20 protein-coding genes, 1 tRNA gene and 5 pseudogenes are annotated in these 21,417 nt (G+C 57.8%); 19 read left to right on the forward strand and 7 right to left on the reverse strand.

Annotated elements, in window-relative coordinates:
* Positions 1-534: 534 nt before the first annotated feature.
* The gene (locus BFQ00_RS01950) at positions 535-2,064 is read left to right on the forward strand and encodes an NCS1 family nucleobase:cation symporter-1 (RefSeq protein ID WP_065932472.1); all 1,530 of its coding nucleotides are present in this window, start codon (positions 535-537) and stop codon (positions 2,062-2,064) included.
* A 13-nt stretch (positions 2,065-2,077) separates the two neighbouring features.
* Positions 2,078-2,806 carry an aspartate/glutamate racemase family protein gene (locus BFQ00_RS01955; protein WP_065932473.1) on the forward strand — a complete coding sequence of 243 codons (729 nt, stop codon included), beginning with the start codon at positions 2,078-2,080 and terminating at the stop codon, positions 2,804-2,806.
* 111 nt (positions 2,807-2,917) lie between these two features.
* Here the strand turns inward: BFQ00_RS01955 and BFQ00_RS01960 are convergent, their stop codons facing one another.
* Positions 2,918-3,847 (reverse strand): LysR family transcriptional regulator, encoded by a 930-nt coding sequence (locus BFQ00_RS01960; protein ID WP_065932474.1) that lies wholly within the window; start codon positions 3,845-3,847, stop codon positions 2,918-2,920.
* A 106-nt stretch (positions 3,848-3,953) separates the two neighbouring features.
* On the opposite strand from BFQ00_RS01960, the gene BFQ00_RS01965 reads away from it, so the two are divergent.
* A complete protein-coding gene (locus tag BFQ00_RS01965) occupies positions 3,954-4,700 on the forward strand; it encodes a 3-oxoacyl-ACP reductase family protein (protein WP_065932475.1) in 747 nt (248 codons plus the stop codon).
* 196 nt (positions 4,701-4,896) lie between these two features.
* On the opposite strand, the gene BFQ00_RS01970 is transcribed toward BFQ00_RS01965, so the two are convergent.
* Positions 4,897-5,583: an HAD-IA family hydrolase gene (locus tag BFQ00_RS01970; RefSeq protein WP_065887820.1), complete on the reverse strand. Its 687-nt coding sequence runs from the start codon at positions 5,581-5,583 to the stop codon at positions 4,897-4,899.
* Between the two features lie 227 nt (positions 5,584-5,810).
* On the opposite strand from BFQ00_RS01970, the pseudogene BFQ00_RS27540 reads away from it, so the two are divergent.
* The 11 genes and pseudogenes from BFQ00_RS27540 to BFQ00_RS02010 form a co-directional block, all read left to right on the forward strand.
* Positions 5,811-6,062, forward strand: a pseudogene (locus tag BFQ00_RS27540) (type II toxin-antitoxin system RelE/ParE family toxin); the annotation flags it as partial.
* A complete protein-coding gene (locus BFQ00_RS01975; RefSeq protein ID WP_065887819.1) occupies positions 6,016-6,372 on the forward strand; it encodes a helix-turn-helix domain-containing protein in 357 nt (118 codons plus the stop codon). The pseudogene BFQ00_RS27540 and the gene BFQ00_RS01975, both read left to right, overlap by 47 nt.
* A gap of 49 nt (positions 6,373-6,421) precedes the next feature.
* Positions 6,422-6,787, forward strand: coding sequence for a DUF2784 domain-containing protein (locus BFQ00_RS01980; RefSeq protein WP_065932496.1), 366 nt, complete (start codon positions 6,422-6,424; stop codon positions 6,785-6,787).
* Between the two features lie 54 nt (positions 6,788-6,841).
* On the forward strand, positions 6,842-7,420 hold the full coding sequence (locus BFQ00_RS01985; RefSeq protein ID WP_065932476.1) for a DUF4337 domain-containing protein: 579 nt from the start codon (positions 6,842-6,844) through the stop codon (positions 7,418-7,420).
* Positions 7,421-7,723: 303 nt separating this feature from the next.
* Positions 7,724-8,059, forward strand: a complete 336-nt coding sequence (locus BFQ00_RS01990) for a hypothetical protein (RefSeq protein ID WP_065932477.1) — start codon at positions 7,724-7,726, stop codon at positions 8,057-8,059.
* A 448-nt stretch (positions 8,060-8,507) separates the two neighbouring features.
* On the forward strand, positions 8,508-8,777 hold the full coding sequence (locus tag BFQ00_RS01995) for a short-chain dehydrogenase (protein WP_065932478.1): 270 nt from the start codon (positions 8,508-8,510) through the stop codon (positions 8,775-8,777).
* A 534-nt stretch (positions 8,778-9,311) separates the two neighbouring features.
* Positions 9,312-10,043, forward strand: a pseudogene (locus BFQ00_RS30275) (PAS domain-containing protein); the annotation flags it as partial.
* A gap of 36 nt (positions 10,044-10,079) precedes the next feature.
* A pseudogene (locus tag BFQ00_RS30280) lies at positions 10,080-10,316 on the forward strand (methyl-accepting chemotaxis protein); the annotation flags it as partial.
* 215 nt (positions 10,317-10,531) lie between these two features.
* Positions 10,532-11,113: a DedA family protein gene (locus BFQ00_RS02005; protein ID WP_065932497.1), complete on the forward strand. Its 582-nt coding sequence runs from the start codon at positions 10,532-10,534 to the stop codon at positions 11,111-11,113.
* A gap of 563 nt (positions 11,114-11,676) precedes the next feature.
* The gene (locus tag BFQ00_RS29560; protein WP_165386121.1) at positions 11,677-11,850 is read left to right on the forward strand and encodes a hypothetical protein; all 174 of its coding nucleotides are present in this window, start codon (positions 11,677-11,679) and stop codon (positions 11,848-11,850) included.
* Between the two features lie 135 nt (positions 11,851-11,985).
* Complete coding sequence (locus tag BFQ00_RS02010) at positions 11,986-12,513, forward strand: GNAT family N-acetyltransferase (RefSeq protein WP_242527090.1); 528 nt, start codon at positions 11,986-11,988, stop codon at positions 12,511-12,513.
* Here BFQ00_RS02010 and BFQ00_RS27545 read toward each other — a convergent pair.
* Positions 12,460-12,791: pseudogene (locus BFQ00_RS27545) on the reverse strand (DNA adenine methylase); the annotation flags it as partial. The gene BFQ00_RS02010 and the pseudogene BFQ00_RS27545 sit on opposite strands and share 54 nt — an antisense overlap.
* Positions 12,792-12,917: 126 nt before the next feature.
* Positions 12,918-13,589, reverse strand: a complete 672-nt coding sequence (locus BFQ00_RS02020; RefSeq protein ID WP_065932481.1) for a hypothetical protein — start codon at positions 13,587-13,589, stop codon at positions 12,918-12,920.
* Between the two features lie 556 nt (positions 13,590-14,145).
* On the opposite strand from BFQ00_RS02020, the pseudogene BFQ00_RS29875 reads away from it, so the two are divergent.
* Positions 14,146-14,388 (forward strand): annotated as a pseudogene (locus BFQ00_RS29875) (site-specific integrase); the annotation flags it as partial.
* Between the two features lie 29 nt (positions 14,389-14,417).
* Positions 14,418-15,029 carry a hypothetical protein gene (locus BFQ00_RS02025; RefSeq protein WP_065932482.1) on the forward strand — a complete coding sequence of 204 codons (612 nt, stop codon included), beginning with the start codon at positions 14,418-14,420 and terminating at the stop codon, positions 15,027-15,029.
* Positions 15,030-15,220: 191 nt separating this feature from the next.
* Here BFQ00_RS02025 and BFQ00_RS02030 read toward each other — a convergent pair.
* A tRNA-Ser gene (locus BFQ00_RS02030) sits at positions 15,221-15,310 on the reverse strand.
* A gap of 320 nt (positions 15,311-15,630) precedes the next feature.
* Between BFQ00_RS02030 and BFQ00_RS02035 the strand changes: the two genes are divergently transcribed.
* The 3 genes from BFQ00_RS02035 to BFQ00_RS02045 all read left to right on the forward strand — a co-directional run bounded on the left by BFQ00_RS02035 (position 15,631) and on the right by BFQ00_RS02045 (position 18,476).
* The gene (locus BFQ00_RS02035) at positions 15,631-16,323 is read left to right on the forward strand and encodes a crotonase/enoyl-CoA hydratase family protein (RefSeq protein ID WP_065932483.1); all 693 of its coding nucleotides are present in this window, start codon (positions 15,631-15,633) and stop codon (positions 16,321-16,323) included.
* A 384-nt stretch (positions 16,324-16,707) separates the two neighbouring features.
* Positions 16,708-17,430: a lysophospholipid acyltransferase family protein gene (locus BFQ00_RS02040; protein ID WP_065932484.1), complete on the forward strand. Its 723-nt coding sequence runs from the start codon at positions 16,708-16,710 to the stop codon at positions 17,428-17,430.
* Positions 17,431-17,504: 74 nt separating this feature from the next.
* Positions 17,505-18,476: a magnesium and cobalt transport protein CorA gene (locus tag BFQ00_RS02045; protein ID WP_065895469.1), complete on the forward strand. Its 972-nt coding sequence runs from the start codon at positions 17,505-17,507 to the stop codon at positions 18,474-18,476.
* Here BFQ00_RS02045 and BFQ00_RS02050 read toward each other — a convergent pair.
* On the reverse strand, positions 18,454-19,185 hold the full coding sequence (locus BFQ00_RS02050) for an amidotransferase (protein WP_065932485.1): 732 nt from the start codon (positions 19,183-19,185) through the stop codon (positions 18,454-18,456). The two genes, BFQ00_RS02045 and BFQ00_RS02050, sit on opposite strands and share 23 nt — an antisense overlap.
* An 84-nt stretch (positions 19,186-19,269) precedes the next feature.
* A complete protein-coding gene (locus BFQ00_RS02055) occupies positions 19,270-21,417 on the reverse strand; it encodes a 3-hydroxyacyl-CoA dehydrogenase NAD-binding domain-containing protein (RefSeq protein WP_065932486.1) in 2,148 nt (715 codons plus the stop codon).

The raw sequence follows: 21,417 nt of genomic DNA on the forward strand, positions 1-21,417 counted from the left end.
TTTAACGGGGCGCCTGAGATCAAGATCAAAAGCAGATCAAGAGCGACTCGCTTCGCATCGTGGTTACGGTTGAGCGCTACAGAGTTGTGTAGATGCCTATGCCCCGATGAGGGAGTGTCAGTAGGCACATCTGCAACTGGCCCCCTGCAATCGGGGGCAAGCCCCCTCCCCACATTGGACTCGCCTTTACCATTGAGATGTACACACTACTGTAACTATCGGTGCCATTTATGTGTGCAATCTCGCTTGAAGCGCACCAAAACGTAACACTTCCTTTCTAAAATTTTTTGCCCTCCCAGATCGATCCCCCTCCTCAAGAAAATAAATAGCTGTTCGATCGGTCAATTTATATCGCTTTAAATTCAGCGATTTATTCCAACAACCAATAAAAACGAAATTAACCGCGGTTTTAATAGATCTAAAGCTGGCACGCATGTGGCTTAAGGGTATTTAAGCTTTGTATACAATAAATACAAAATCTAAATACACTTTGCCATCTGCCGCATTGCTGCGGATGTGCTGGAGCCCGCCGGAATGCGTACTAGCCTCTCCCATGACGTCGCATTGGATCTGCCCTCCTCCGCCCTGAATCCCGAGGCAGCCAGCCCCGGCACGCTGGTACTCAGCCCACGCCTGCACAACAAGGACCTGGCGCCGACCAAGGCCGAAGGGCGTCGCTGGGGGCGCTACAGCATATTTGCGCTGTGGACCAATGACGTGCACAACATCGCCAACTATTCATTCGCCATCGGCCTGTATGCATTGGGCCTGGGTGGCTGGCAGATTCTGCTGTCCTTGGGGATAGGCGCGGCACTGGTGTACTTTTTCATGAACCTGTCGGGGTACATGGGCCAGAAGACGGGCGTGCCGTTCCCGGTAATCAGCCGTATCAGCTTCGGTATCCATGGCGCACAGATTCCGGCGTTGATCCGTGCGGTGATTGCGATTGCCTGGTTCGGTATCCAGACCTACCTGGCCTCGGTGGTTTTCCGGGTGCTGCTGACGGCGATTCATCCAGGGTTTGCCGACTACGACCACAACTCGATTCTCGGCCTGTCATCGCTCGGCTGGGCGTGTTTCGTGGCGATCTGGCTGGTGCAATTGGTGATCCTGGCCTATGGCATGGAAATGGTACGTCGCTATGAAGGATTCGCCGGACCGGTGATTCTGCTCACCGTGGCCTCGCTGGCCGGCTGGATGTACTTCCAGGCAGGCGGCCACATTGCCTGGTCGATCCGCGAACCGCTGAGCGGCGGCGAGATGTGGCGCAATATCTTTGCCGGAGGCGCGCTGTGGCTGGCGATCTACGGCACGCTGATCCTCAACTTCTGCGACTTTGCACGCTCCTCGCCCTGCCGCAGGACGATCCAGGTGGGTAACTTCTGGGGCCTGCCGGTGAATATCCTGGTGTTCGCCGCCATCACCGTGCTGCTGTGCGGCGGGCAGTTCCAGCTCAATGGCCGAGTGATCGAAAGCCCGACCGAAATCATCGCCGCCATTCCCAATACCTTCTTTCTCGTGCTCGGCTGCCTGGCCTTCCTGATCGTCACGGTGGCGGTGAACATCATGGCCAACTTCGTCGCCCCGGCGTTCGTATTGAGCAACCTGGCGCCCAAGTACCTGAACTTCCGTCGCGCCGGGTTGATCAGCGCCACCGTCGCGGTGTTGATCTTGCCGTGGAATCTCTACAACAGCCCGTTGGTGATCGTGTATTTCCTGTCCGGCCTGGGCGCACTGCTGGGGCCGTTGTATGGGGTGATCATGGTCGACTACTGGTTGATCCGCAAAAGCCAGGTGGATGTGCCGCAACTGTACAGCGAAGACGCGCAGGGGGTTTATTACTACAGCCGGGGCGTGAATCTGCGCGCGGTGGCGGCGTTCATTCCGGCAGCGGTGATTGCCATCCTGCTGGCGTTGTTGCCCGGGTTTGCCAGCGTCTCGCCGTTCTCCTGGCTGTTTGGCGCCGGTATTGCAGGGTTGCTGTACCTGCTGATCGCCAAGCGCCAGCCGTTCTACGCCGATGTCAGCGGCGAAAGCATTGCCGTCGATAACGTCAGTCATTAAACAAGGACATTCCATGCGCATCCTCGTGGTCAACGTCAACACCACCGAATCCATCACCCAGACCATCGCTGAGCAGGCCAGAAGCGTGGCCTCGCCGGGCACCGAGATTGTGGGGCTGACCCCCTACTTCGGCGCCGAGTCGGTGGAGGGCAACTTTGAAAGCTACCTGGCCGCCATCGCCGTCATGGACCGCGTAATGGCCTACGATCAGCCGTTTGATGCGGTGATCCAGGCCGGCTACGGCGAGCATGGCCGCGAAGGCTTGCAGGAGCTGCTCAACGTGCCGGTGGTGGATATCACCGAAGCCGCGGCCAGCACGGCGATGTTCCTGGGCCATGCCTACTCGGTGGTGACCACCCTGGACCGCACGGTGCCGCTGATCGAAGACCGGCTGAAACTCGCCGGCCTGTACCAGCGCTGCGCCTCGGTACGGGCCAGCGGCATGGCGGTGCTGGAGCTGGAAGAAAACCCGGTGGCGGCCATGGAAGCGATCGTGCGCCAGGCGGAACTGGCCATCCTTGAGGACAAGGCGGAAGTGATCTGCCTGGGCTGCGGCGGCATGGCCGGGCTGGACGAGCAAATTCGCCAGCGCACCGGGGTGCCGGTGGTGGACGGGGTGACGGCGGCGGTGACGATCGCTGAGTCGCTGGTGCGGTTGGGGTTGTCGACGTCCAAGGTCAGGACCTATGCGGCGCCAAGGCCGAAGAAAATCCTGGGCTGGCCCGGCAAATTCAGCCACTGAAAATCAACTGTGGGAGGGGGCTTGCCCCCGATGGCGGTGGATCAGCCAATGAATCTGCTGGCTGACACACTGCAATCGGGAGCAAGCCCCCTCCCACACTTGGAATTCTGTTTACTTTGCGACCGCACTGAATCTGCGGCCCAATTGCTGCTCGGCAAACTGCTCGATCACAAAATCCACAAACGCCCGGGTCTTGCCGGGCAGCAACTTGTGCTCGGCGTAGTAGATAGAGATATTGCCGTCATCCACATACCAGTCCGGCAACACCCGTACCACCGCGCCGCTGTCGAGGAACGGCACGGCCATCGGCAGGCTGACCAGCGCAATGCCCAGGCCCTGGGCGCTGGCGCAGCAGGCGGCTTCGGAATCACTCATGGTCATGGCGGGCTTGAGCAGCAGTGGGCTGTGCTCGCGCTCGCGGTGGGTCAGTTGCCATGAGCGCACCCGGCCTGTCTGCGGCGAGCGGATCAGGATGCCGTGGCAGCGCGACAAATCCTCGGGCGCACGCACTGCGGGGTGTTGCGCCAGATAAGCCGGCGACGCCACCAGCACCCGGTGCGCCGGGGTCAACGTGCGCGCCACCACGCCCTGGGGGAGTTCAAAGCCACCGCCAATGGCGGCGTCGAAGCCCTGGCCGATCAAGTCCACCTGGCGGTTATCGAAGTGCCAATCCGGGCTGATCGCCGGAAAGCGCCGCATGAATTCACCCAGCAACGGCATCACATAGCGATTGCCAAACACCGTGCCCATGCTCACCTTCAGCGTGCCCACCGGTCGCCCCTCGGCGCTGGCCAGGTTGGCCACGGCGTTCTGAATCGTCGTGAGGCTCCCGCTGACTTCGCCCAGGAACAGCTTGCCGGCTTCGGTCAGGGTCAGGCGCCGGGTGCTGCGCTGAAACAGCCTGACGCCCAGGCGCGCTTCCAGCTTGGCCACGCTTTTACCGACCGCCGCCGGCGTCAGGCTGAGGTGTCGCGCAGCCTCGGCGAAGCTGCCGCCCTCGGCGCTGCGCACAAAGCATTCGATACTGCCAAAGCTCTCCATAACCCGCCACTCTAAACTTTTGGTTTACACAGACTATAGCAATCACGCTCTACCGGCCTGGTCGCGTGAGGCCGATACTCGGCTCATCAACTACGTGGAGATCGACATGACTACTGCAACCCTCACTGGCAAAGTCGCCTTGGTTCAAGGCGGTTCCCGTGGCATCGGCGCGGCCATCGTCAAGCGCCTGGCCGCGCAGGGCGCTGCCGTTGCCTTTACCTACGTCAGCTCGGCCGCCAAGGCGCAAGCCTTGCAGGACAGCGTGATCAGCGCAGGCGGCAAAGCCCTGGCAATCCAAGCCGACAGCGCCGATGCCACAGCGATTCGCACGGCGGTCAACGCCACCGTCGAGGCCTTCGGGCGCCTGGATATCCTGGTGAACAACGCCGGCGTGCTGGCTATCGCCCCGCTGGAAGACTTCACGCTGGAAGACTTCGACCAGACCCTGGCGATCAACGTGCGCAGCGTCTTTATTGCCACCCAGGAAGCCGCCAAACATATGGGCGAAGGTGGCCGCGTGATCAATATCGGCAGCACCAACGCCGAGCGCATGCCGTTTGGCGGCGGTGGCCCGTACGCGATGAGCAAGGCGGCGCTGGTAGGTTTGACCAAGGGTTTGGCACGCGACCTGGGACCACGGGGGATTACCATCAACAACGTGCAGCCAGGGCCGGTGGACACGGATATGAACCCGGCGAACAGTGAGTTTGCCGAGAGTTTGATCGGGTTGATGGCGGTGGGGCGCTATGGCCATGTGGAGGAGATTGCCAGTTTTGTGGTCTATCTTGCCGGGCCGGAAGCGGGCTATATCACCGGTGCCAGCCTGACCATCGATGGAGGGTTCAGCGCCTGAGGTTTTTACAACACTGCATAGGCTTGCCCTAATGCCGTCTCTAGGAGCGAGCTTGCTCGCGAAAAGCGTCAACGATAACGCGTGCTTTCTTAATGAACGCGGTGCCTATGAGTTTTTCGCGAGCAAGCTCGCTCCTACAAAGGGCGGTATACGCTACTGACTGGCAAGCCCCCCACATTTTCAGCCCTGTGCTGAATCAGGACATAGGTGGCAAGCCATAGGCCGCCAGATCAAAGTCTGCCAGTTTGCGAATGATCTGGTCGGCATGCTGATATTTACTGTCAGCCATGGCTTCATCGGGCACGGCGATGGCGGTCATGTGCGCCGCTTTCGCCGCTGTCACGCCGAATGGCGAGTCCTCGAACACCAGGCAATCCCCAGGCGCCACGCCCAGGCGACGCGCAGCGGTGAGGAAGATATCCGGCGCAGGCTTGGCGGCGCCGACCTCCGGGTCGTCGGCAGTGACGATGGTGTCGAACAGGCCAAACCACTCGCGGTGCAACGTCGTCTTGTGGCCGAACGAGTTGCGCGACGAACTGGTACCCACGGCAATCGGAATGTTATGCGCCTTTAAATGCCGCACCAGCGTCTCGGCGCCAGGCATGCCCAGGGCTTTGGGAAACCGCTCGCTCATCAACGGCTCGCGAATCTCCAGAAACTCGGCCGGTGTGATCGGCAAATCCAGCGCCTTGACGACATAGTCGGCCAGGTCCTGTGCACCGCGCCCGATGATGTGCTGCTTGATGCTCCAGTCATAGGTGCGGCCGTAGCGTTCGGCAATAATTTGCGTGACTTCGGTGTAGATGCCTTCGGTATCCAGCAACAAACCGTCCATATCGAAAATCACAGCCTTGATCGGGACAGCGGTACGCGGTGCGTTCATCACAACAGAAACCCCGGGGGGAAGACAAAAAGGATTCAGCACAATAGCGGCCCTGGTTGCCTGCAAGCAACCTTGGTGAAGCCCCGATAAGGCATTCATGCCACGCAACAGTTTTATCCGCTGGCGCGCCCGCGGCCGTCTAGGGTTTGTGAGTGAACAGTGATCTGCCTTTGACCACAATCTGAAAATGCACCTTGCAAACCTTATAAAAGACTTATTAACCTCCAATGAATTCGATCCACTGGACCCGCAAATCGGTCAAACAACTGCTTCGGCTGCATACCTACCATCAGCAACAGGTACGCAATGCGGTGTCAGCGCTTGAGCGCATGCCGGATGCAGTCAACGTCAAGGCGTTGGTTAACCATCCACACGGCTATCGGTTGCGAGTGGGTAATTACCGCGTCCTTTTCGACTGGGACGGCGACATCCATGTGGTCAGCATTCAAGAGGTCAAGAAACGTGACGAACGAACCTACTGCCGTACAGATCATCCACAATACCGAGGGCAAGCCAGCCTTTGTGGTGATCCCCTATGAACATTATCTGGCCCGGCAAAACGACCCGGACCTGATTCCCCACGCTGTCGTCAGCCGCCTGGTAGAGGGAGCGACACCCATACGGGCCTGGCGCGAGCACTTGAACCTCACCCAGGATGAAGTTGCCAAGCGCCTGGGCATTTCACAATCGGCATTCGCCCAGCAAGAAGCGGTCACCAAACCACGTCGAACCACGCGGGAAAAAATCGCCAAGGCCCTCGGCATAAATGCCTGTCAACTTGAGTTATAACCTCATCCCCAAAGCCCGCGCCTTCGACGCCCTCAAAGCGAACCCAAGCATGCTCTACCGTTTAGCCGCCGACAGCCTGGTGCTGTTCCATTTATGCTTCATCCTGTTCGTGCTGTTCGGTGGCCTGCTGGCGCTCAAATGGCGACCGCTCATCTGGCTGCACCTGCCCGCAGCGGCCTGGGGCGTTGCCGTCGAGGTGTTTCACCTGCCCTGCCCGCTCACCCGCTGGGAAAACCTGTTGCGCCTCATGGCTGGGCAGGAGGGTTATGGCGCAGGCTTCATCGAACATTACATCCTCGCGCTGATCTACCCGGCCGGGCTCACGCCGCAGATCCAGTTGGGCCTGGGTGCGCTGGTGCTGCTGGTCAATATTGCGGTGTATGGGCACCTGATCCGACGTTATCGACAGGCTTGAGACAGCCGCACTGGTGAAGAATCAGGCTCCCTCTGCCCCCTCGTAGACGCCGCCATGTCCGAAGCCTTCGAAGTCCCCAGCCCCCACGAAAAGCACCTCGAACACACCACCGAACAGGCCCACGGTCGAGGCGATACCTTTGCCAGTCGTATCGCGGTGATGACCGCCATCATGGCCACCGTCGGCGCCATGCTCAGCTACCAGGCCGGCTCCAGCGAAAGCGAGGCGGCGATGGACAAGAACAACGCCGCGATCATCAAGACCGAAGCCGCCAACCAGTGGAATTACTACCAGGCCAAATCCAGCCGCCAGAACCTGGCGGAGTTGGCCACGCATATTCCCGGCGTGGATGCCGCCCACTACAACGATGAAATCCAGCGCTATAAAAGCCAGAAGGAAGAGGTGCGCAAGCAAGCCGAGAAGCTTGAAGCCACCTCCCTGGAGTGGGACCGTAAATCCGAAGAAGCGCTGCACCAGCACCATCGCTGGGCCCAGGCGATGACGGCGATTCAGATCGCGATCTCACTGGCGGCGATTACCCTGCTCACGCGCAAGGAATGGCTCAAGCGCATGGCGTACGCGGCCGGCGGCGTGGCCGTGGTACTCGGCAGCCTGGCCTGGCTGCATCTCTGACCGGGCGCAGGAAAATCTAATACCAGTCAGTTAAGCGTACGTCGCCCTCTGTAGGAGCGAGCTTGCTCGCGAAAAACGTCAACGATAACGCGTGCATTCTGAATGAACGCGGTGCCTGTGAGTTTTTCGCGAGCAAGCTCGCTCCTACAAAAAGCCTTAACTGACTGGCATTCGGGCTTGCCCCCGGATGGCGGCCTGATCGTCTCCACAAACCTTGGCTGGCTGATTTCAATCCGCCACCTGAGCGATTAAAGTGTCGCGCCTCGAGAATTGAGTCTCGAGATTCAGTCCATGGAGTAACGCGTGAAGTACGTCAGTAAAGTAGCAACAGCCGCCGTTCTTGGTCTCACCCTGGCAGGTTGCACCGGCACCGCCATGAAAACCCAGCAATACGACGCCAGCCAATACACCGTGCTCGGCCACAGCGAAGCCAGCGCCACCGGCATCATGCTGCTGGGCGTTATCCCGATCGGCCAGAACAGCCGCTTCGTCCGCGCTCAGGATGCAGCCATCAAGGCCAAAGGCGGCGACGCGATGATCAACACCCAAATCCAGGAAAAATGGTTCTGGGCCTGGGTCCTCAATGGCTACACCACCAAGATCTCCGGTGATGTGATCAAGTTGAAAACCGCACAATAAGTATCCGGCTGCCAGAGCGCTGAGCCTGGCAAGCGAGGTTTCATGGGCCTGACGCCAGAGGATGGTCCATGAACCTCGGTATCCGTTACGCCCGTCTCGCTGACGCTCAATCCTGAATCATTTCTCATCGCTGTGCGGGTTTGGGCAACGTCCTACACGCCTTGCAGAAATGCGGGGCTCCCGTTTGAAAATCACCATGCCTATAGTCACCCGGTCACTCATAGGGTGACCGGGTTTGGCGACTCGACGATAAATCGACAGAAATGTCCTCGCATATTTGCGGGATGCTTCTGCGCGCAATAAGCTGCTCGACGGTAGCTGTGCGCGGGAGACCTTCGGGTCTGCCGGTTTTTCCGATTGTCCCGGTTCGCCAACCTGCGTACAGCTGCCACCTTTTGTTTGGCGACAAATGTGTGGCTGCTTTCCTCTGACAACCGGAGTTGCACATATGAACCAGTACATAGCCCTCACCAACAACGACAGCGCCACCCCTGCTCTTTTTGTCGACACCACGGCGCCGCTGGAAATACTTCTCGACGCTGCAACCTATCGTCTTCGCGCCGTTACCCAGGTCCTTGAGAACCTCGCACTACGCAGTGAGATCAGCAGTGATGCTGTCGTACTCAGCGATTTCGCACTGCTCTGCTCAATTCCGTTGCGCGACGGCTGCGATTTGCTGGACGTCATAGGGCGGCGGATGGACATGCCTTGCGCCTGACCTGAATCGCCAGATTTTCAAACCGCAGAAATAACGAAGCCCCTGATTTTTTCCCAGTATCAGGGGCTTGTTTACCTTTCAGGCGACCGCCGCACGCCTGGAGCGTTAAGGACCACCGATCTCCAGGGCACGCTCATCAAATCATGTACAACTCAAAAATCGTGTACAGTTTTTTTCGCTCATGACGATATAGATGGCAAGGTGCCATGGATCGGGCCCGCAACATCTACGAGTCCAATCTTCATGATTAATGTCTTCAAAATGCGCCGTGATCGTCGCGCTGTTCAACAATTGGTTGCTGCAATCACCCGCCGGGTACCGCCACAAGTAGACGGGTGCGCTGAACGCGCTGCTGTCCTCGATGCGTGGAAGGCTTTTGACTCCCTTGATCGCGACTCCCAGTCCCGTATCCATGCGCTTGAGCAGGAATTGGAGGCAGCCCGTGAGCTGCTTCGCGAAGCTGCGTCGTCCGCGCATGCCCATGAGGTGCGGTTTGATCTTGTAAACCGCGCCTCCAGCGAAGGGCTTTGGGATATGGAGGTCGTCGCCGGCGACCCGGTGAATCCCAAAAATCGCTTTTGGTGGTCTCAGCAACTGCGCAACCTTCTGGGGTTCAACGATGAGCGCGATTTCCCAAATGTGTTAGCCAGTTGGGCCGACCGCCTGCATCCACAGGACAAGCAAGCCACCCTCGACGCTTTTGCCCGCCACTTGAACGATAAGTCCGGGCACACACCGTATAAAGTGAAAAATCGCCTCGCGATGAAGGACGGTTCCTACCGTTGGTTCTATGCCCAGGGAGAGACCTTGCGGGATGATCGGGGGATGCCTCTACGCGTCGCGGGTTCTCTGCGTGATATCCATGATCAGCTTGAGCGAGACCAGGAGCACGACGTCATCATCACCCGATTTGAACTGGCCAGGGAGATGCTCTCGGACGGTCTGTGGGATATGGAAGTCATCGCGGGAGACCCGGTCAATCCAAAGAACCCTTTCTGGTGGTCTCCGCAGTTCCGGCGGCTGCTTGGATTTGAAACGGTGGAGGAGTTCCCGGATGTCCTGGACAGCTGGGCATCCCGACTACACCCGGATGATAAGGAACAAAGCCTCGACGCATTTGGTGCTCATTTGAACGACCGATCGGGTAAAACGCCTTTTGATATCGAGTATCGCCTGAAGATGAAGAGCGGCGAGTATCGGTGGTTCAGAGCGCGAGGCCAGACCCGCCGCGACTCCAGCGGCTCACCCCTTCGGGTAGTAGGTGCCCTCGTGGATGTCCACTTGCAGCATGAGCAGGAGGCGCTGCGGCACACTGAGGTCAAGCACCAGCGGACGCTTGAGAACAACATCGCCCAATTGTCACAGATCGTCGGGACGATTCAGAGCATTGCCAACCAGACAAATCTGCTGGCACTGAACGCGGCGATTGAGGCCGCGCGCGCGGGCGAAGCGGGTCGCGGCTTTGCGGTCGTTGCAGACGAAGTGCGCAAGCTGGCAACGCGTACGACTGAAGCGACCGAACAAGCTGCCGGGATGATTGCTCGCTAAGTACCGTCCTGGTGCCTGCTGTCTAATCCACAGCAGGCATCCAACGGCCGTGAACGCGCGCACTCATCCCCCCTCCCGTATGACCGCATAGAACGGCGGCCGGAAGCGCTGGCCACATTGTCGAAACCTTTTGCTGGCGGATACCTCAAAGGAAACGCGAAGAATCCCGGCGCGGCCTTTCCGTGCCAAGCGACAAGGAATACGCCGTGCTCGAACATCTTGATCTAAATGCGCTGATCGCTGGCTACGGCTACTGGGTAATCTTCCTGGGCTGCCTGCTCGAAGGCGAGACCGTTCTTATCCTGAGCGGAATGGCTGCGCACCAGGGCACTTTGCAAGTGCTGCAGGTGATCGGGTGGGCCACTGCCGGCGGGATACTCGGCGATCAACTGCTGTTTTGGACCGGACGTTATTCCGGGCAGCGCCTGCTGCCCAAACTCAAACGTCACCAGTCAGCCATCGAACGGGTAGAGAACCTTATCCACCGCTATCCGACGACCTCGGTATTTACCGTGCGCTTTCTCTACGGCATGCGCCTGGTGGGGCCCATCGTGATTGGTGCCAGTGGACTATCGCCTTGGAAGTTCGCCCTGATCAATGTGCCAAGTGCGGCAATCTGGGCCACCCTGTTCGTCGGCGCCGGCTATTGGGCCGGCGAAGCATTGCAGCATTTCTTTGGCGACCTGAAGCCGTATCGCCTGCCGATCTTCCTCGCGGTGGTAGCGCTGGTGGCCCTGGCGGCAGGGGTGCGGTATTGGCGAAGACGATCCAGGGCGTCGCAACGCTGAGACAGGAGCTGCCTGTGGCTGATGTAGCGACTCATCCCGGTGTGTAGGCGCATAGCCGCCTGTATGTCTGGATAAAGCGCTACAGAGTCCGAATGGGGGCAGATGGCGGGACAAAACCAGCAGGCACAAAAAAAGCCCAGTAAAACGGGGCTTTCCGTAACAATTTTTTTAATTGCTTCTCTGCTACTCCTTTTTGTAATACCGAACCCCACGGAATTCGCGGCCTCCAGCCCAATACACTGACGTGGTGACTGAAATTATTCCTTTTGAAATCCCTCCTCTACCTGCAGCAATGCCTCCAAACCTTCGAAGAAGTAACCGCCTCGGTGCAGGGTTCCGCAGGCTTTCAACCTCTGCGAAAATCAAAGCAGCGGCCACCGAAGCTCATTCCGAATTCAGGACCGAACGCCCAAACCTGTATCCAACGAATAGTTGACATAACAGCTATGGATACTCAAAAATGAGCAACGACCGTTAATAACGGTCTATTCGCTAGACATGAGTCGGCGAAAGGTTCGGCACAGCCGATCTGTAGCAGCGGATGTCGCTGCAAGGAAATGCCAATGGCAATCAAGAGCGGTACCTTCAGCCGCGTTGAGCTGAGTGATAGCGACGCAGTGCGCTTTGTTCGACACATGCGTGAAGACAAACCCAACGCAAAAGCCAAAGCCTCGTATGCACGTGGTCGTACCCTCCTGAGCCAAGTTTTCAATAGCCAAGCTGAGCGCGCTCGCTAATTCAAGTGAGCGCCAATGCAGCCAGGTGTCGATTACTTCATCGAAAAGCTTGATCCGCTTCACCAACCAAACAAATTCTCCATGGGCCCAGACGTTGATCTGAGGCCCTTGAAGTCGTTCATCCAAGGCAGCGCCATGGAGTACCAGGTTGCGAACGTAGCCGTTACTTATGTTGCCATCCTTCCTCCCGTGGACGCCAAATCCAGGCCAAGGGTAATTGGGTACATTACGTTGACCTGCAGTGAGATTGAGCTGCATGGAACCTATGCACTGGACGACTGTGAGCATGCGAATCGCTATCCGTCTATGCCCGCGCTGAAAGTTGCTCGGCTAGCAAGCCATGCTGACTATGCAGGTAATGGAATCGGTCGGGTGCTGATGGAGTTCGCCATTGCAATGGCAGCAGACGTCATTGCCCAGCATGTAGGATGTCGGTTTTTGGTAACTGACTCCAAGGCGCAATCAGTCGCATTCTACGAAAAAATAGGTTTGACTCTTCTGGACACAGAAGAAAACCGAGCTCGTAAGGAGCCCGTTATGTTTTTGGATCTGAATAAGCTTGTTCAAGAGCAGGAACCAGTAGAAATCCCTCCTGAGCTGCTACCTGCCGCCGACTGTCTGCCCGATGACCTTGCCGGCGAAGACATGGCGCTGCAGGTATAAAAACCGCGCAGCCCTCTTGATGTCGGTAAGTGTTTCCGGTCTGGTCATCTTCTGCCATTCGAACACCTGGCGGGAGCTGAGTGCCACTTGAACTGGCGCACGAACTCTTCCAGGTAGTTCTGCACGACGCGGTACAGCGTTACGAGGTCGCCGTTGATATCGTTGAGAACTTCAACCGGCGCAGCCTGTGGACGCATGAAGTAAAGCGCGGCGCCGCCAGCAAAGACCTCGACATAACATTCGTGTGGTGGAAAAAGTTGAATTAAACGATCTACCAGGCGGCGCTCTCCTCAACAACAAAGTCTCTACCTCCTTAGGGGGTGTATCTAAACTTCCCTCCGATTGTGTGTCCTTCTCTGCTCTCGAGAAACCAAGGGGTCAGAGAAAAAGCAAAACGTGACCTACTATTGCCTTAGAGAGAAGCCGAACGGCAAGTTGAGCAAGCATCTTAATTTATCGCGTTGTCCCCGCCGAACAACAGTGATCATTTCTGCGCAGATGGACTGCTTGGCGGCCTGTTTTGCCCATTCTGGCATGTGGTCTACGGACTCAAAAAAATCGTGGGCCTGGGCAACGTCATCTTCAGATGTTGCGGAAGATAAAGCAGAAAGCACTGAATCAAGAGCCTCTTCTAAAATTGGCTTCATTTTTTGATCGATATGTTGGAATAAATCAACTAGCAACCGAGTGGGTGCGAAATAAACCTTTTTACCGCCGCGATTAGTTACTTGGGCGGGGGCCAATGCACACACCAACTCGCCTATCACCTCCCCGCCGGCAGTAAGATCAACCCCTCGGTGTACTACCCCATTCCGCAACTCTCTTAGGTATCCAAATACCTGTTCGCCTGAAAAGCTGCCAAGGGGAAGTGCGCTCTCAATCGACGTTTCAAAATCTGGACCTAGGGCATCTTGAATCGCGTCGACGGCACCGAGGAGGTTCGCTGCGTATAGAGAATAGTGCATGCGCATATTAAATATGTCGGCAGGAGGCCTGATGCTCATAATCTCAGCGGCGGAAAACGCTGCGCATTCAAGATGCCAAGTGACGGTGCTAGCTATAGTTTCGTTGTCCATTGAAATTCCCTTTGTTGGTTTTTTGCTCAATCTACAGCGGTGATCTTTTAGCTAGATGCCCAATCCATACGGAGCTCCGCAGATTTATAACTACTTCATCACTCCGAGCTGAGCCATAGCCACGACCACCGAAAATGTTCCGCAGGCGTGCAGAAAAAATGACCCATTTAGCCTGCGGCGAGGTGGGGGGACTTGGGCATGAAATGGGCGCCGAAACGAAATAGGGGCGTGCAAGTCCGGCAGAACCGCTGGATTACCGACGACGGCTACACCGTCGCGCGTTGCCGGTTCACTGAGATGCGCTACCCATCACTCGCCCAGAGGGCGAACTGCCCTTCGCTTATGCGAAAGACAGAAACGAAGTCATAACGATCATTGAGCAACACCAAGCCAAACCGGCCCGGAAGATGGTGTCAAGGAGCGCCAATTTCCCGACACCTACCACTATCAAGGAGCAGCACCATGCAGCACAGAACCTAAATAACGGCGCGGAAGAGACTATCACTCGACCGACACCAAGCGACAGCCGAATGGTGTTGGAGCAATTAGTGGAGTCGCCGTAAGGGACAGGTTCTTCAAAGCGCATTTGAAATGCGGCCCGCGTTCGTTATCACGGACCTGGCCAGTGCCGGCACATCTATGCCAGCCAACGGCTCACCACGGGCGTTGCCTCGGTTGACTGGATGCAGAGCAGATGGGCCACACCAGTGCGAACATGATCCGACAGCACTATGGAACATGGATCAATGAGGACGGCACGGACATCGTTGGTTTGCTTCAACACGCACTTGGTTTATAGATGTCTGACAGCGTCATTGAGATGAACGTATGCCCTTACTGCATAGATACGAATCGCTGCTGCTTAAAAAGAATGTAACCCTAGCGCAGCCCTACTGGGATCGTGTCAGCCAGTGCCCGGCTATGCGCCTACACAACGGATCATTATTGCGGCGGATCAATAAGTTTTCGGTATTAGACGAGATTGCTTTTCTCGAAAAAACAGCCACCAGCCGGCCTACAGGTACAAAAGCCGCTGAGAAATTCAGAGGGCCTATTCTGGGGCGCTTTTGGCACAAACATTACTTCGACGCATATCACTTGCCCGAAAATATAAACAACAGGTGGTTTGGAGGGTTTGCGAAGAAACAAAGGTTACTGCAAGCCATGTTCCGAGGAATTCTATTGGCAGAGGACGATACAGATATGGATAGCTATCGAGAGGCTGTTGCCAATCGAATTTCACACTCTTTTGTCTACGGGGCAATTGAGGAGAGAAAAAAGAGGGGGGCGTTAACGGGCGAATGGCTCGTTTACTACGTGCATGACGGGCTGAATTATTACCTGGATTTGGCCGACCATAGCTCGTTGGACGACCAGCAAGGGCTGTTTGATCGTTTGAAAGACGGTTGCGCCTGGGAATTCCCCTTTGCCTTCGATTAGATTTTTTCTGCCCTATCCATGTTCCCAGATTGTCCTTTCACCACCCAAATGCGCTCCTCAGCGCGGCCCTCTCATCAATCAGTGGGCATCGCTTGTTCCCATGAATGTTCCTATATAGGCGTTTTTTGACCCCTGAAAACACTAAACCCCTGAAAACTTCAATGTTTTCAGGGGTTTAGTCGTTTCAAATTTGGCGGTGAAGGAGAGATTCGAACTCTCGATACAATTTCTTGTATACACACTTTCCAGGCGTGCTCCTTAAGCCACTCGGACACTTCACCGTATCTCGGCAAACCAGTTCAGTCTGTCGAGGCGCGCTAATGTAGTCGAAAGCCTTTCTGATGGCAAAGGTTTTTTTCAGAATTTTCATGCGGTTAGACGGTTATGCCGGAACGGGGTCTGCGGGCGATGGCGATTGTGCCAATCTCGGGCATGGATTGGGATGGTCTACGCTGGTTGTGGTGCCCTGCTTCAGGCGCTCTGCTGCCGGCTGTGAAGCAAAAGCCTGACTGGGCAGTCAGTCACGGCGCTTTACCCGCGCGGGCGCGCTGGGTAACGTTTGCTGCATTCTTCTATAACAAGCCCTATAAGGAACCGCGTCATGAGTGAGTTGATTGCCTACCATCTCGAAGACGGTATCGCGACCCTGACCCTGAGCAACGGCAAGGTGAATGCCATTTCTCCGGCAGTGGTCAGTGCGTTCAATGCGGCGCTGGATCAGGCGGAGCAGGATCGGGCAGTGGTGGTCATCACGGGCACGCCGGGCATTCTGTCGGGTGGTTATGATTTGAAAGTGATGACGGCCGGCCCTAAAGACGCCATCGGCCTGGTGACGTCCGGCTCGACGCTGGCGCGTCGCCTGTTGTCGCATCCGTTTCCGGTGATCGTGGCGTGCCCTGGGCATGCGGTGGCCAAGGGCGCGTTCCTGCTGTTGTCGGCGGATTATCGAATTGGCGTTGAGGGTCCGTTCAGCATTGGCCTGAATGAAGTGGCGATTGGCATGACGATGCACCACGCCGGTATCGAGTTGGCGCGGGACCGTCTGCGCAAGTCGGCGTTTCATCGCTCGGTGATCAATGCCGAGATGTTTGACCCGCAAGGCGCCTTGCAGGCGGGCTTCCTCGACAAGGTGGTGGCGCCGGAAGAATTGCACGCGGCGGCACTGGAAGCGGCGCGGCAGTTGAAGAAGATCAATATGAACGCGCACAAGCAGACCAAGCTGAAGGTGCGCAAGGCGCTGCTGGAGACGCTGGACGATGCAATTATCCAGGATCAAGGTCATGTGCTGATGTAATGCCTGAACCTGCTGTGCCAAAGCTCGACCTCGAGTTGTAATGCTGTTCAGTTAAGCCTACATCGCCCTCTGTAGGAGCGAGCTTGCTCGCGAAAAACGTCAACGATAACGCGTGCTTCCTGAATGAACGCGGCGCCTGTGGTTTTTCGCGAGCAAGCTCGCTCCTACAAAAAGCCTTACTTAACTGAACGACATTACAACCTTGAGTCGGGCTTTTTCTTACAGCCAAAGCCGAAACAGCCTGCGCCGCTCTAGACAGCCTTTATCGGCCTATGTTGAAACATGCGCTTAAACATCGCCTATCTCCTACGTCTTTAGGGGCAATTGCCGAATACAGTGCACATCCGTACACTGCGCCACCTTTTGTTTCGATGGGCCGTGTCGATGCTTTTTCTGTTACGTATGTTGTTGATGGGCCTGCACTTTATGCTCGCCGGGATAGTGGGCGTGCTCATAGGGGTATGCCGCCCGTTCAATCCTGACAACAGTCGCCTTTGCGCCCGCCTCTATGCACTGCCCGCCATGTGGATACTGCGCTTGAAGGTGAGGACGGAGGTCGACTCGCTGCGCAACAAGCCCGGCACCTGCGTGGTGATCGCCAACCACCAGTCCAACTATGATCTGTTCGTGCTGGGCACCGTGGTGCCGCGTCGCACGGTATGCATCGCCAAAAAGAGCCTGAAGTGGGTGCCGTTGTTCGGCCAGTTGTTCTGGCTGGCCGGCAATGTGCTGATCGACCGCGGCAATGCGCACAAGGCACGCCGTGCCATGCTCACCACGACCCGCACCCTGCAGCATGAAGACACGTCCATCTGGGTATTTCCGGAAGGCACGCGCAACCTCGGCAAAGGTCTGTTGCCGTTCAAAAAGGGCGCGTTCCATATGGCGATTGCGGCCGGTGTGCCGATCGTGCAGGTGTGTGTCAGTAACTATGTCACGCATATGCGCCTTAATCGCTGGAACAGTGGCGAGGTGCTCATACGTTCGTTGGCGCCGATTCCTACTGTGGGGATGACGGCGGACGACGTTCCGAGGTTGATGCTGGCGTGCCAGGCGCAGATGGATGCGTGCATTGCGCAGATGGATCGCGAACTGCAAGGCGCTTGAACGATCACTTCAGGGAACGCCATTCACGCTAAGCTGCCCAACACCTGTCCTCTAGATAAGAAGTGATCAGCACCATGGGTAGAGTCGTTGCCGCCGCCGTCTACAGCGCCGGAAAGAAAGTCACGGATATCACCCTCGACGAAGGTGCGGCCTGGGCCGCCAAACCCGGCCACTTTGTGTGGATCGGCCTGGAAGAACCCAGTGCCCAGGAACTGACCAACCTGCAGCACCAGTTCAACCTGCATGAACTGGCGATCGAAGACGCCATGGAAAAACACAGTCGCCCGAAGCTGGAAACCTTCGGCGACGCGCTGTTTATCGTCACCTACTCACCGGTGCGCGAGAACGGCAAGCTGGAGTTTATCGAGACCCATATCTTCGCCGGCAATGGCTACATCATCACCGCCCGCAACGGGCATTCGGCGTCCTACGGTTTTGTGCGCCAGCGCTGTGAGGCACGTCCGTTGTTGCTGGAGCATGGGGAAGATTTCGTACTCTATGCCTTGCTGGATTTCGTCACCGAAAACTACCAGCCGGTCAGCGAAGCGATCCACGCCGAGATCGATGAACTGGAGCGCAATGTGCTGTGCAGTTCCCTGAGCGAGCGCGATATTCAGAACCTCCACGGCCTGCGCCGCGACGTGCTGCGGCTCAAGCGCTATGTGGCGCCGATGGTGGAGATCAGCCAGGAGTTGCAGAAGCTGAGCTTTCCGTTTATCGACAAGAACATGCGCCCCTACTTCCGTGACGTGCAGATCCATGTCACGCGGCAGATGGAAGACTTGACGACTCTGCGCGATATTGCCAGCCAGACCATCGAGCTTGGCGTGCTGCTGGAGGCCTCGCGCCAGAGTGTGGTGCAGCGCAAGTTCGCCGCCTGGGCGGCGATCCTCGCGTTCCCCACGGCGGTGGCGGGAATTTATGGGATGAATTTCCAGAACATGCCCGAGTTGCAATGGCACTACGGCTACTTTGCAGTGCTCGGGTTTATTGCGGTGGGCTGCACCAGCCTGTGGGCGAGCTTCAAACGGTCGGGTTGGCTGTAGGTTTGTGCGCCACAAAGCGCATCATCCATTCCGCCACGGTCGCGCCGTGGTGGTCGCGCTCAAGGCTGGCCACGCCGTTGGTGTAGACCTTTTCGCCCAGGGTTGTCTGAAGAATCTCAAGCAGTTCGCGGGAATAGTCCTGCACGAATTCCGGGTGGCCCTGGAAGCACAATACCTGGTCGCCAATGTGATACGCCGCGATGGGGCAAAACTCACTCGAGGCGATGACCGTGGCATTTTCCGGCAATGTGGTGACCTGGTCCTGATGGCTGATCAACAGCGTCAGCTCCGGCACTTCCGGGCTCATCCAGGGCGCCTTGGCATCGAGCTTGTAATCGTGGATGCCCATGCCCCAGCCCTGGCTGGCGCGTTCGGTCTTGCCGCCGAGCAGCAACGCCAGCAACTGGTGGCCGAAGCAGATACCCAACAGCTTGTCGCCGCGCTCATAGCGCTTTAGCACGTAGGTCTTGAGGGTCTGGATCCATGGGTCGGTGCCGAACGAGTCGGCCTTGCTGCCGGTGATCAGGTACGCGTCAAACACTTCGTCATCCGGCGGGTATTCACCCTGCACCACGTTGTACACCACAAACTCGGCGGCAATCGGCTGCTTGGCGAACAGGCGCTTGAACATCTGCCCGTAGCCTTGGTACTGATCGATCAGGCCCGGACGCAGGATATCGGTTTCCAGGATGCAGACGCGTAGCGACATAAAAAATACCTGACACGGCGATGGGAATATTGAACACCCCAGAGCGTGCCTTGAAAGGTATCTGCAAAGCAAGCCCCTGGTTGATCAGCAAAAGGTTGCGCCTTGTGCCGCTTTCTCCAGCAACAACGCCGGTGGCGCGAAACGCTCCCCGTACTGCTCGGCCAGATAGCGCGCCCGGGCGATAAAGTCGTCCAGGCCGTACTGATTGATAAACTGCAGCGCGCCGCCACTCCAGGCCGCGAAGCCAATGCCGAAGATCGAACCGATATTGGCGTCGGCGGTGGACATCAACACGCCCTCCTCCACACAGCGCACGGTTTCGATGGCCTGGATAAACAACAAGCGATCGCGCACGTCCTGGGGCGAAATCTGTTTATCGGGCTGTTCGAACCGCGTCTTGAGTTCGGGCCACAGGCGCTTCCGGGCGCCTGCCGGGTAGTCATAGAAACCGCCACCTGCGGCTTTGCCCGTGCGCTTGTGGTCGTTGACCAGCAGATTGATCACCGCCGTCGCCGGATGGGTCGGCGCTGCCTTGCCCTGCGCTTGCAGGTCCTTGGCGGTTTGCTGTCGGATATGGCTCATGAGGCTGAGGGACACTTCATCGGACACCGCCAGCGGCCCTACCGGCATACCGGCTTTGCGCGCTTCGGTCTCGATCATCGGCGCGGCCACGCCTTCGCCGAGCATGGCGATGCCTTCGTTGGTGAATGTGCCGAATACCCGCGAGGTGAAGAAGCCGCGGCTGTCGTTGACCACAATCGGGGTTTTCTTGATTTGCAGTACGAAGTCGAAACCCCGAGCCAGGGTTTCGTCGCTGGTGTGGGCGCCCTTGATGATTTCCACCAGGGCCATCTTGTCCACCGGGCTGAAGAAATGCAGGCCGATGAATTTGCCAGGGTCGGGCACCGCACTCGCCAGGCCGCTGATGGGCAATGTCGAGGTGTTGGAGGCGATCACCGCGTCTGCACCGACCACGCGTTGTGCGGCGGCCGATACCCTGGCCTTGAGTTCGCGGTCTTCGAACACCGCTTCGATCACCCAATCACAGCCGGCCAGGTCGGCGTCATCCTGTGCAGGGTGAATCCGCGCCAGGATGGTTTCCCGCTGCTCGGCGGTCAGTTGCCCACGGCTGACTTTCTTGTCCAGCAACGCCGCCGAATGGGCCTTGCCCTTACCGGCAGCGGCCAGGCTGATGTCCTTGAGCACCACGTCAACGCCCGCACAGGCACTGACGTAAGCAATGCCCGCCCCCATCATGCCGGCGCCGAGTACGCCGACCTTGCGCGTCACATACCGCGCAAAACCTTGTGGTCGCGAGCGGCCGGCGTTGATTTCATTGAGCTGGAACCAGAAGGTGCCGATCATGTTTTTCGCCACCTGACCGGTCACCAGCTCGGTGAAATAGCGGGTTTCGATCAGGTGCGCGGTGTCGAAATCCACCTGTGCGCCTTCCACGGCGGCGCAGAGGATTTTCTCCGGTGCAGGGAAACAGCCCTGGGTCTTGCTGCGCAGAATCGACGGCGCAATGGCGAGCATCTGCGCGACTTTCGGGTTCGACGGGGTGCCCCCGGGAATCTGGTAGCCCTTGTTGTCCCACGGCTGCCTGGCCTGTGGATTCGCCAGGATCCAGGCGCGCGACTTGGCCAGCAGCTCGTCGCGATCTGCCGCCACGTCATCGATCAGGCCCGCCTGCAATGCCTGCACCGGCCGCACTTTCTGGCCTTCCAGCAGATACGGCAGGGCTTTTTCCAGGCCCAGCAAACGCACCATGCGCACCACCCCGCCGCCACCCGGCAACAGGCCCAGGGTGACTTCCGGCAAGCCGAGCTGCACGGACGTATCGTCCAGCGCGATGCGGTGATGACAGGCCAGGCAAATCTCCCAGCCACCACCAAGGGCCGCGCCGTTGATCGCGGCCACCACCGGCTTGCCGAGGGTTTCCAGGCTGCGCAGTTGGGCCTTCAACACGCCGACGTCGGCGTAGAACGCCTTGGCGTGGGCTTTGTCGACCTGGATCAGCTCATTGAGGTCGCCGCCGGCAAAAAAGGTTTTCTTGGCCGAGGTGATGATCACCCCGGCCAGGGTGTCCTTTTCCGCCTCCAGGCGCGCAATGGTGGCCGCCATCGCCTCACGGTAGGCCGCGTTCATGGTGTTGGCGCTTTGGCCGGGCATGTCGAGGGTCAGCACCACGATCTGGTCCTGGCCTTTTTCGTAACGAATGGCGTCGGTCAT

The sequence above is a fragment of the Pseudomonas sp. 28 E 9 genome, assembly GCF_900004785.1.
Taxonomy (GTDB): domain Bacteria; phylum Pseudomonadota; class Gammaproteobacteria; order Pseudomonadales; family Pseudomonadaceae; genus Aquipseudomonas; species Aquipseudomonas orientalis_A.

Bases quoted from the DNA above. Each gene is read 5' to 3' on its own strand.
- BFQ00_RS02045 (WP_065895469.1), top strand. From the start codon at position 17,505: ATGGGTAGAGTCGTTGCCGCCGCCGTCTACAGCGCCGGAAAGAAAGTC.
- BFQ00_RS02025 (WP_065932482.1), top strand. From the start codon at position 14,418: ATGCCCTTACTGCATAGATACGAATCGCTGCTGCTTAAAAAGAATGTA.
- BFQ00_RS01975 (WP_065887819.1), top strand. From the start codon at position 6,016: ATGTGGTCAGCATTCAAGAGGTCAAGAAACGTGACGAACGAACCTACT.
- BFQ00_RS02040 (WP_065932484.1), top strand. From the start codon at position 16,708: ATGCTTTTTCTGTTACGTATGTTGTTGATGGGCCTGCACTTTATGCTC.
- BFQ00_RS02010 (WP_242527090.1), top strand. From the start codon at position 11,986: ATGGAGTACCAGGTTGCGAACGTAGCCGTTACTTATGTTGCCATCCTT.
- BFQ00_RS02050 (WP_065932485.1), bottom strand. From the start codon at position 19,185: ATGTCGCTACGCGTCTGCATCCTGGAAACCGATATCCTGCGTCCGGGC.
- BFQ00_RS01965 (WP_065932475.1), top strand. From the start codon at position 3,954: ATGACTACTGCAACCCTCACTGGCAAAGTCGCCTTGGTTCAAGGCGGT.
- BFQ00_RS01960 (WP_065932474.1), bottom strand. From the start codon at position 3,847: ATGGAGAGCTTTGGCAGTATCGAATGCTTTGTGCGCAGCGCCGAGGGC.
- BFQ00_RS01995 (WP_065932478.1), top strand. From the start codon at position 8,508: ATGAACCAGTACATAGCCCTCACCAACAACGACAGCGCCACCCCTGCT.
- BFQ00_RS02020 (WP_065932481.1), bottom strand. From the start codon at position 13,589: ATGGACAACGAAACTATAGCTAGCACCGTCACTTGGCATCTTGAATGC.
- BFQ00_RS01955 (WP_065932473.1), top strand. From the start codon at position 2,078: ATGCGCATCCTCGTGGTCAACGTCAACACCACCGAATCCATCACCCAG.
- BFQ00_RS02055 (WP_065932486.1), bottom strand. From the start codon at position 21,417: ATGACCGACGCCATTCGTTACGAAAAAGGCCAGGACCAGATCGTGGTG.
- BFQ00_RS29560 (WP_165386121.1), top strand. From the start codon at position 11,677: ATGGCAATCAAGAGCGGTACCTTCAGCCGCGTTGAGCTGAGTGATAGC.
- BFQ00_RS02035 (WP_065932483.1), top strand. From the start codon at position 15,631: ATGAGTGAGTTGATTGCCTACCATCTCGAAGACGGTATCGCGACCCTG.
- BFQ00_RS01950 (WP_065932472.1), top strand. From the start codon at position 535: ATGCGTACTAGCCTCTCCCATGACGTCGCATTGGATCTGCCCTCCTCC.
- BFQ00_RS01970 (WP_065887820.1), bottom strand. From the start codon at position 5,583: ATGAACGCACCGCGTACCGCTGTCCCGATCAAGGCTGTGATTTTCGAT.
- BFQ00_RS01985 (WP_065932476.1), top strand. From the start codon at position 6,842: ATGTCCGAAGCCTTCGAAGTCCCCAGCCCCCACGAAAAGCACCTCGAA.
- BFQ00_RS01980 (WP_065932496.1), top strand. From the start codon at position 6,422: ATGCTCTACCGTTTAGCCGCCGACAGCCTGGTGCTGTTCCATTTATGC.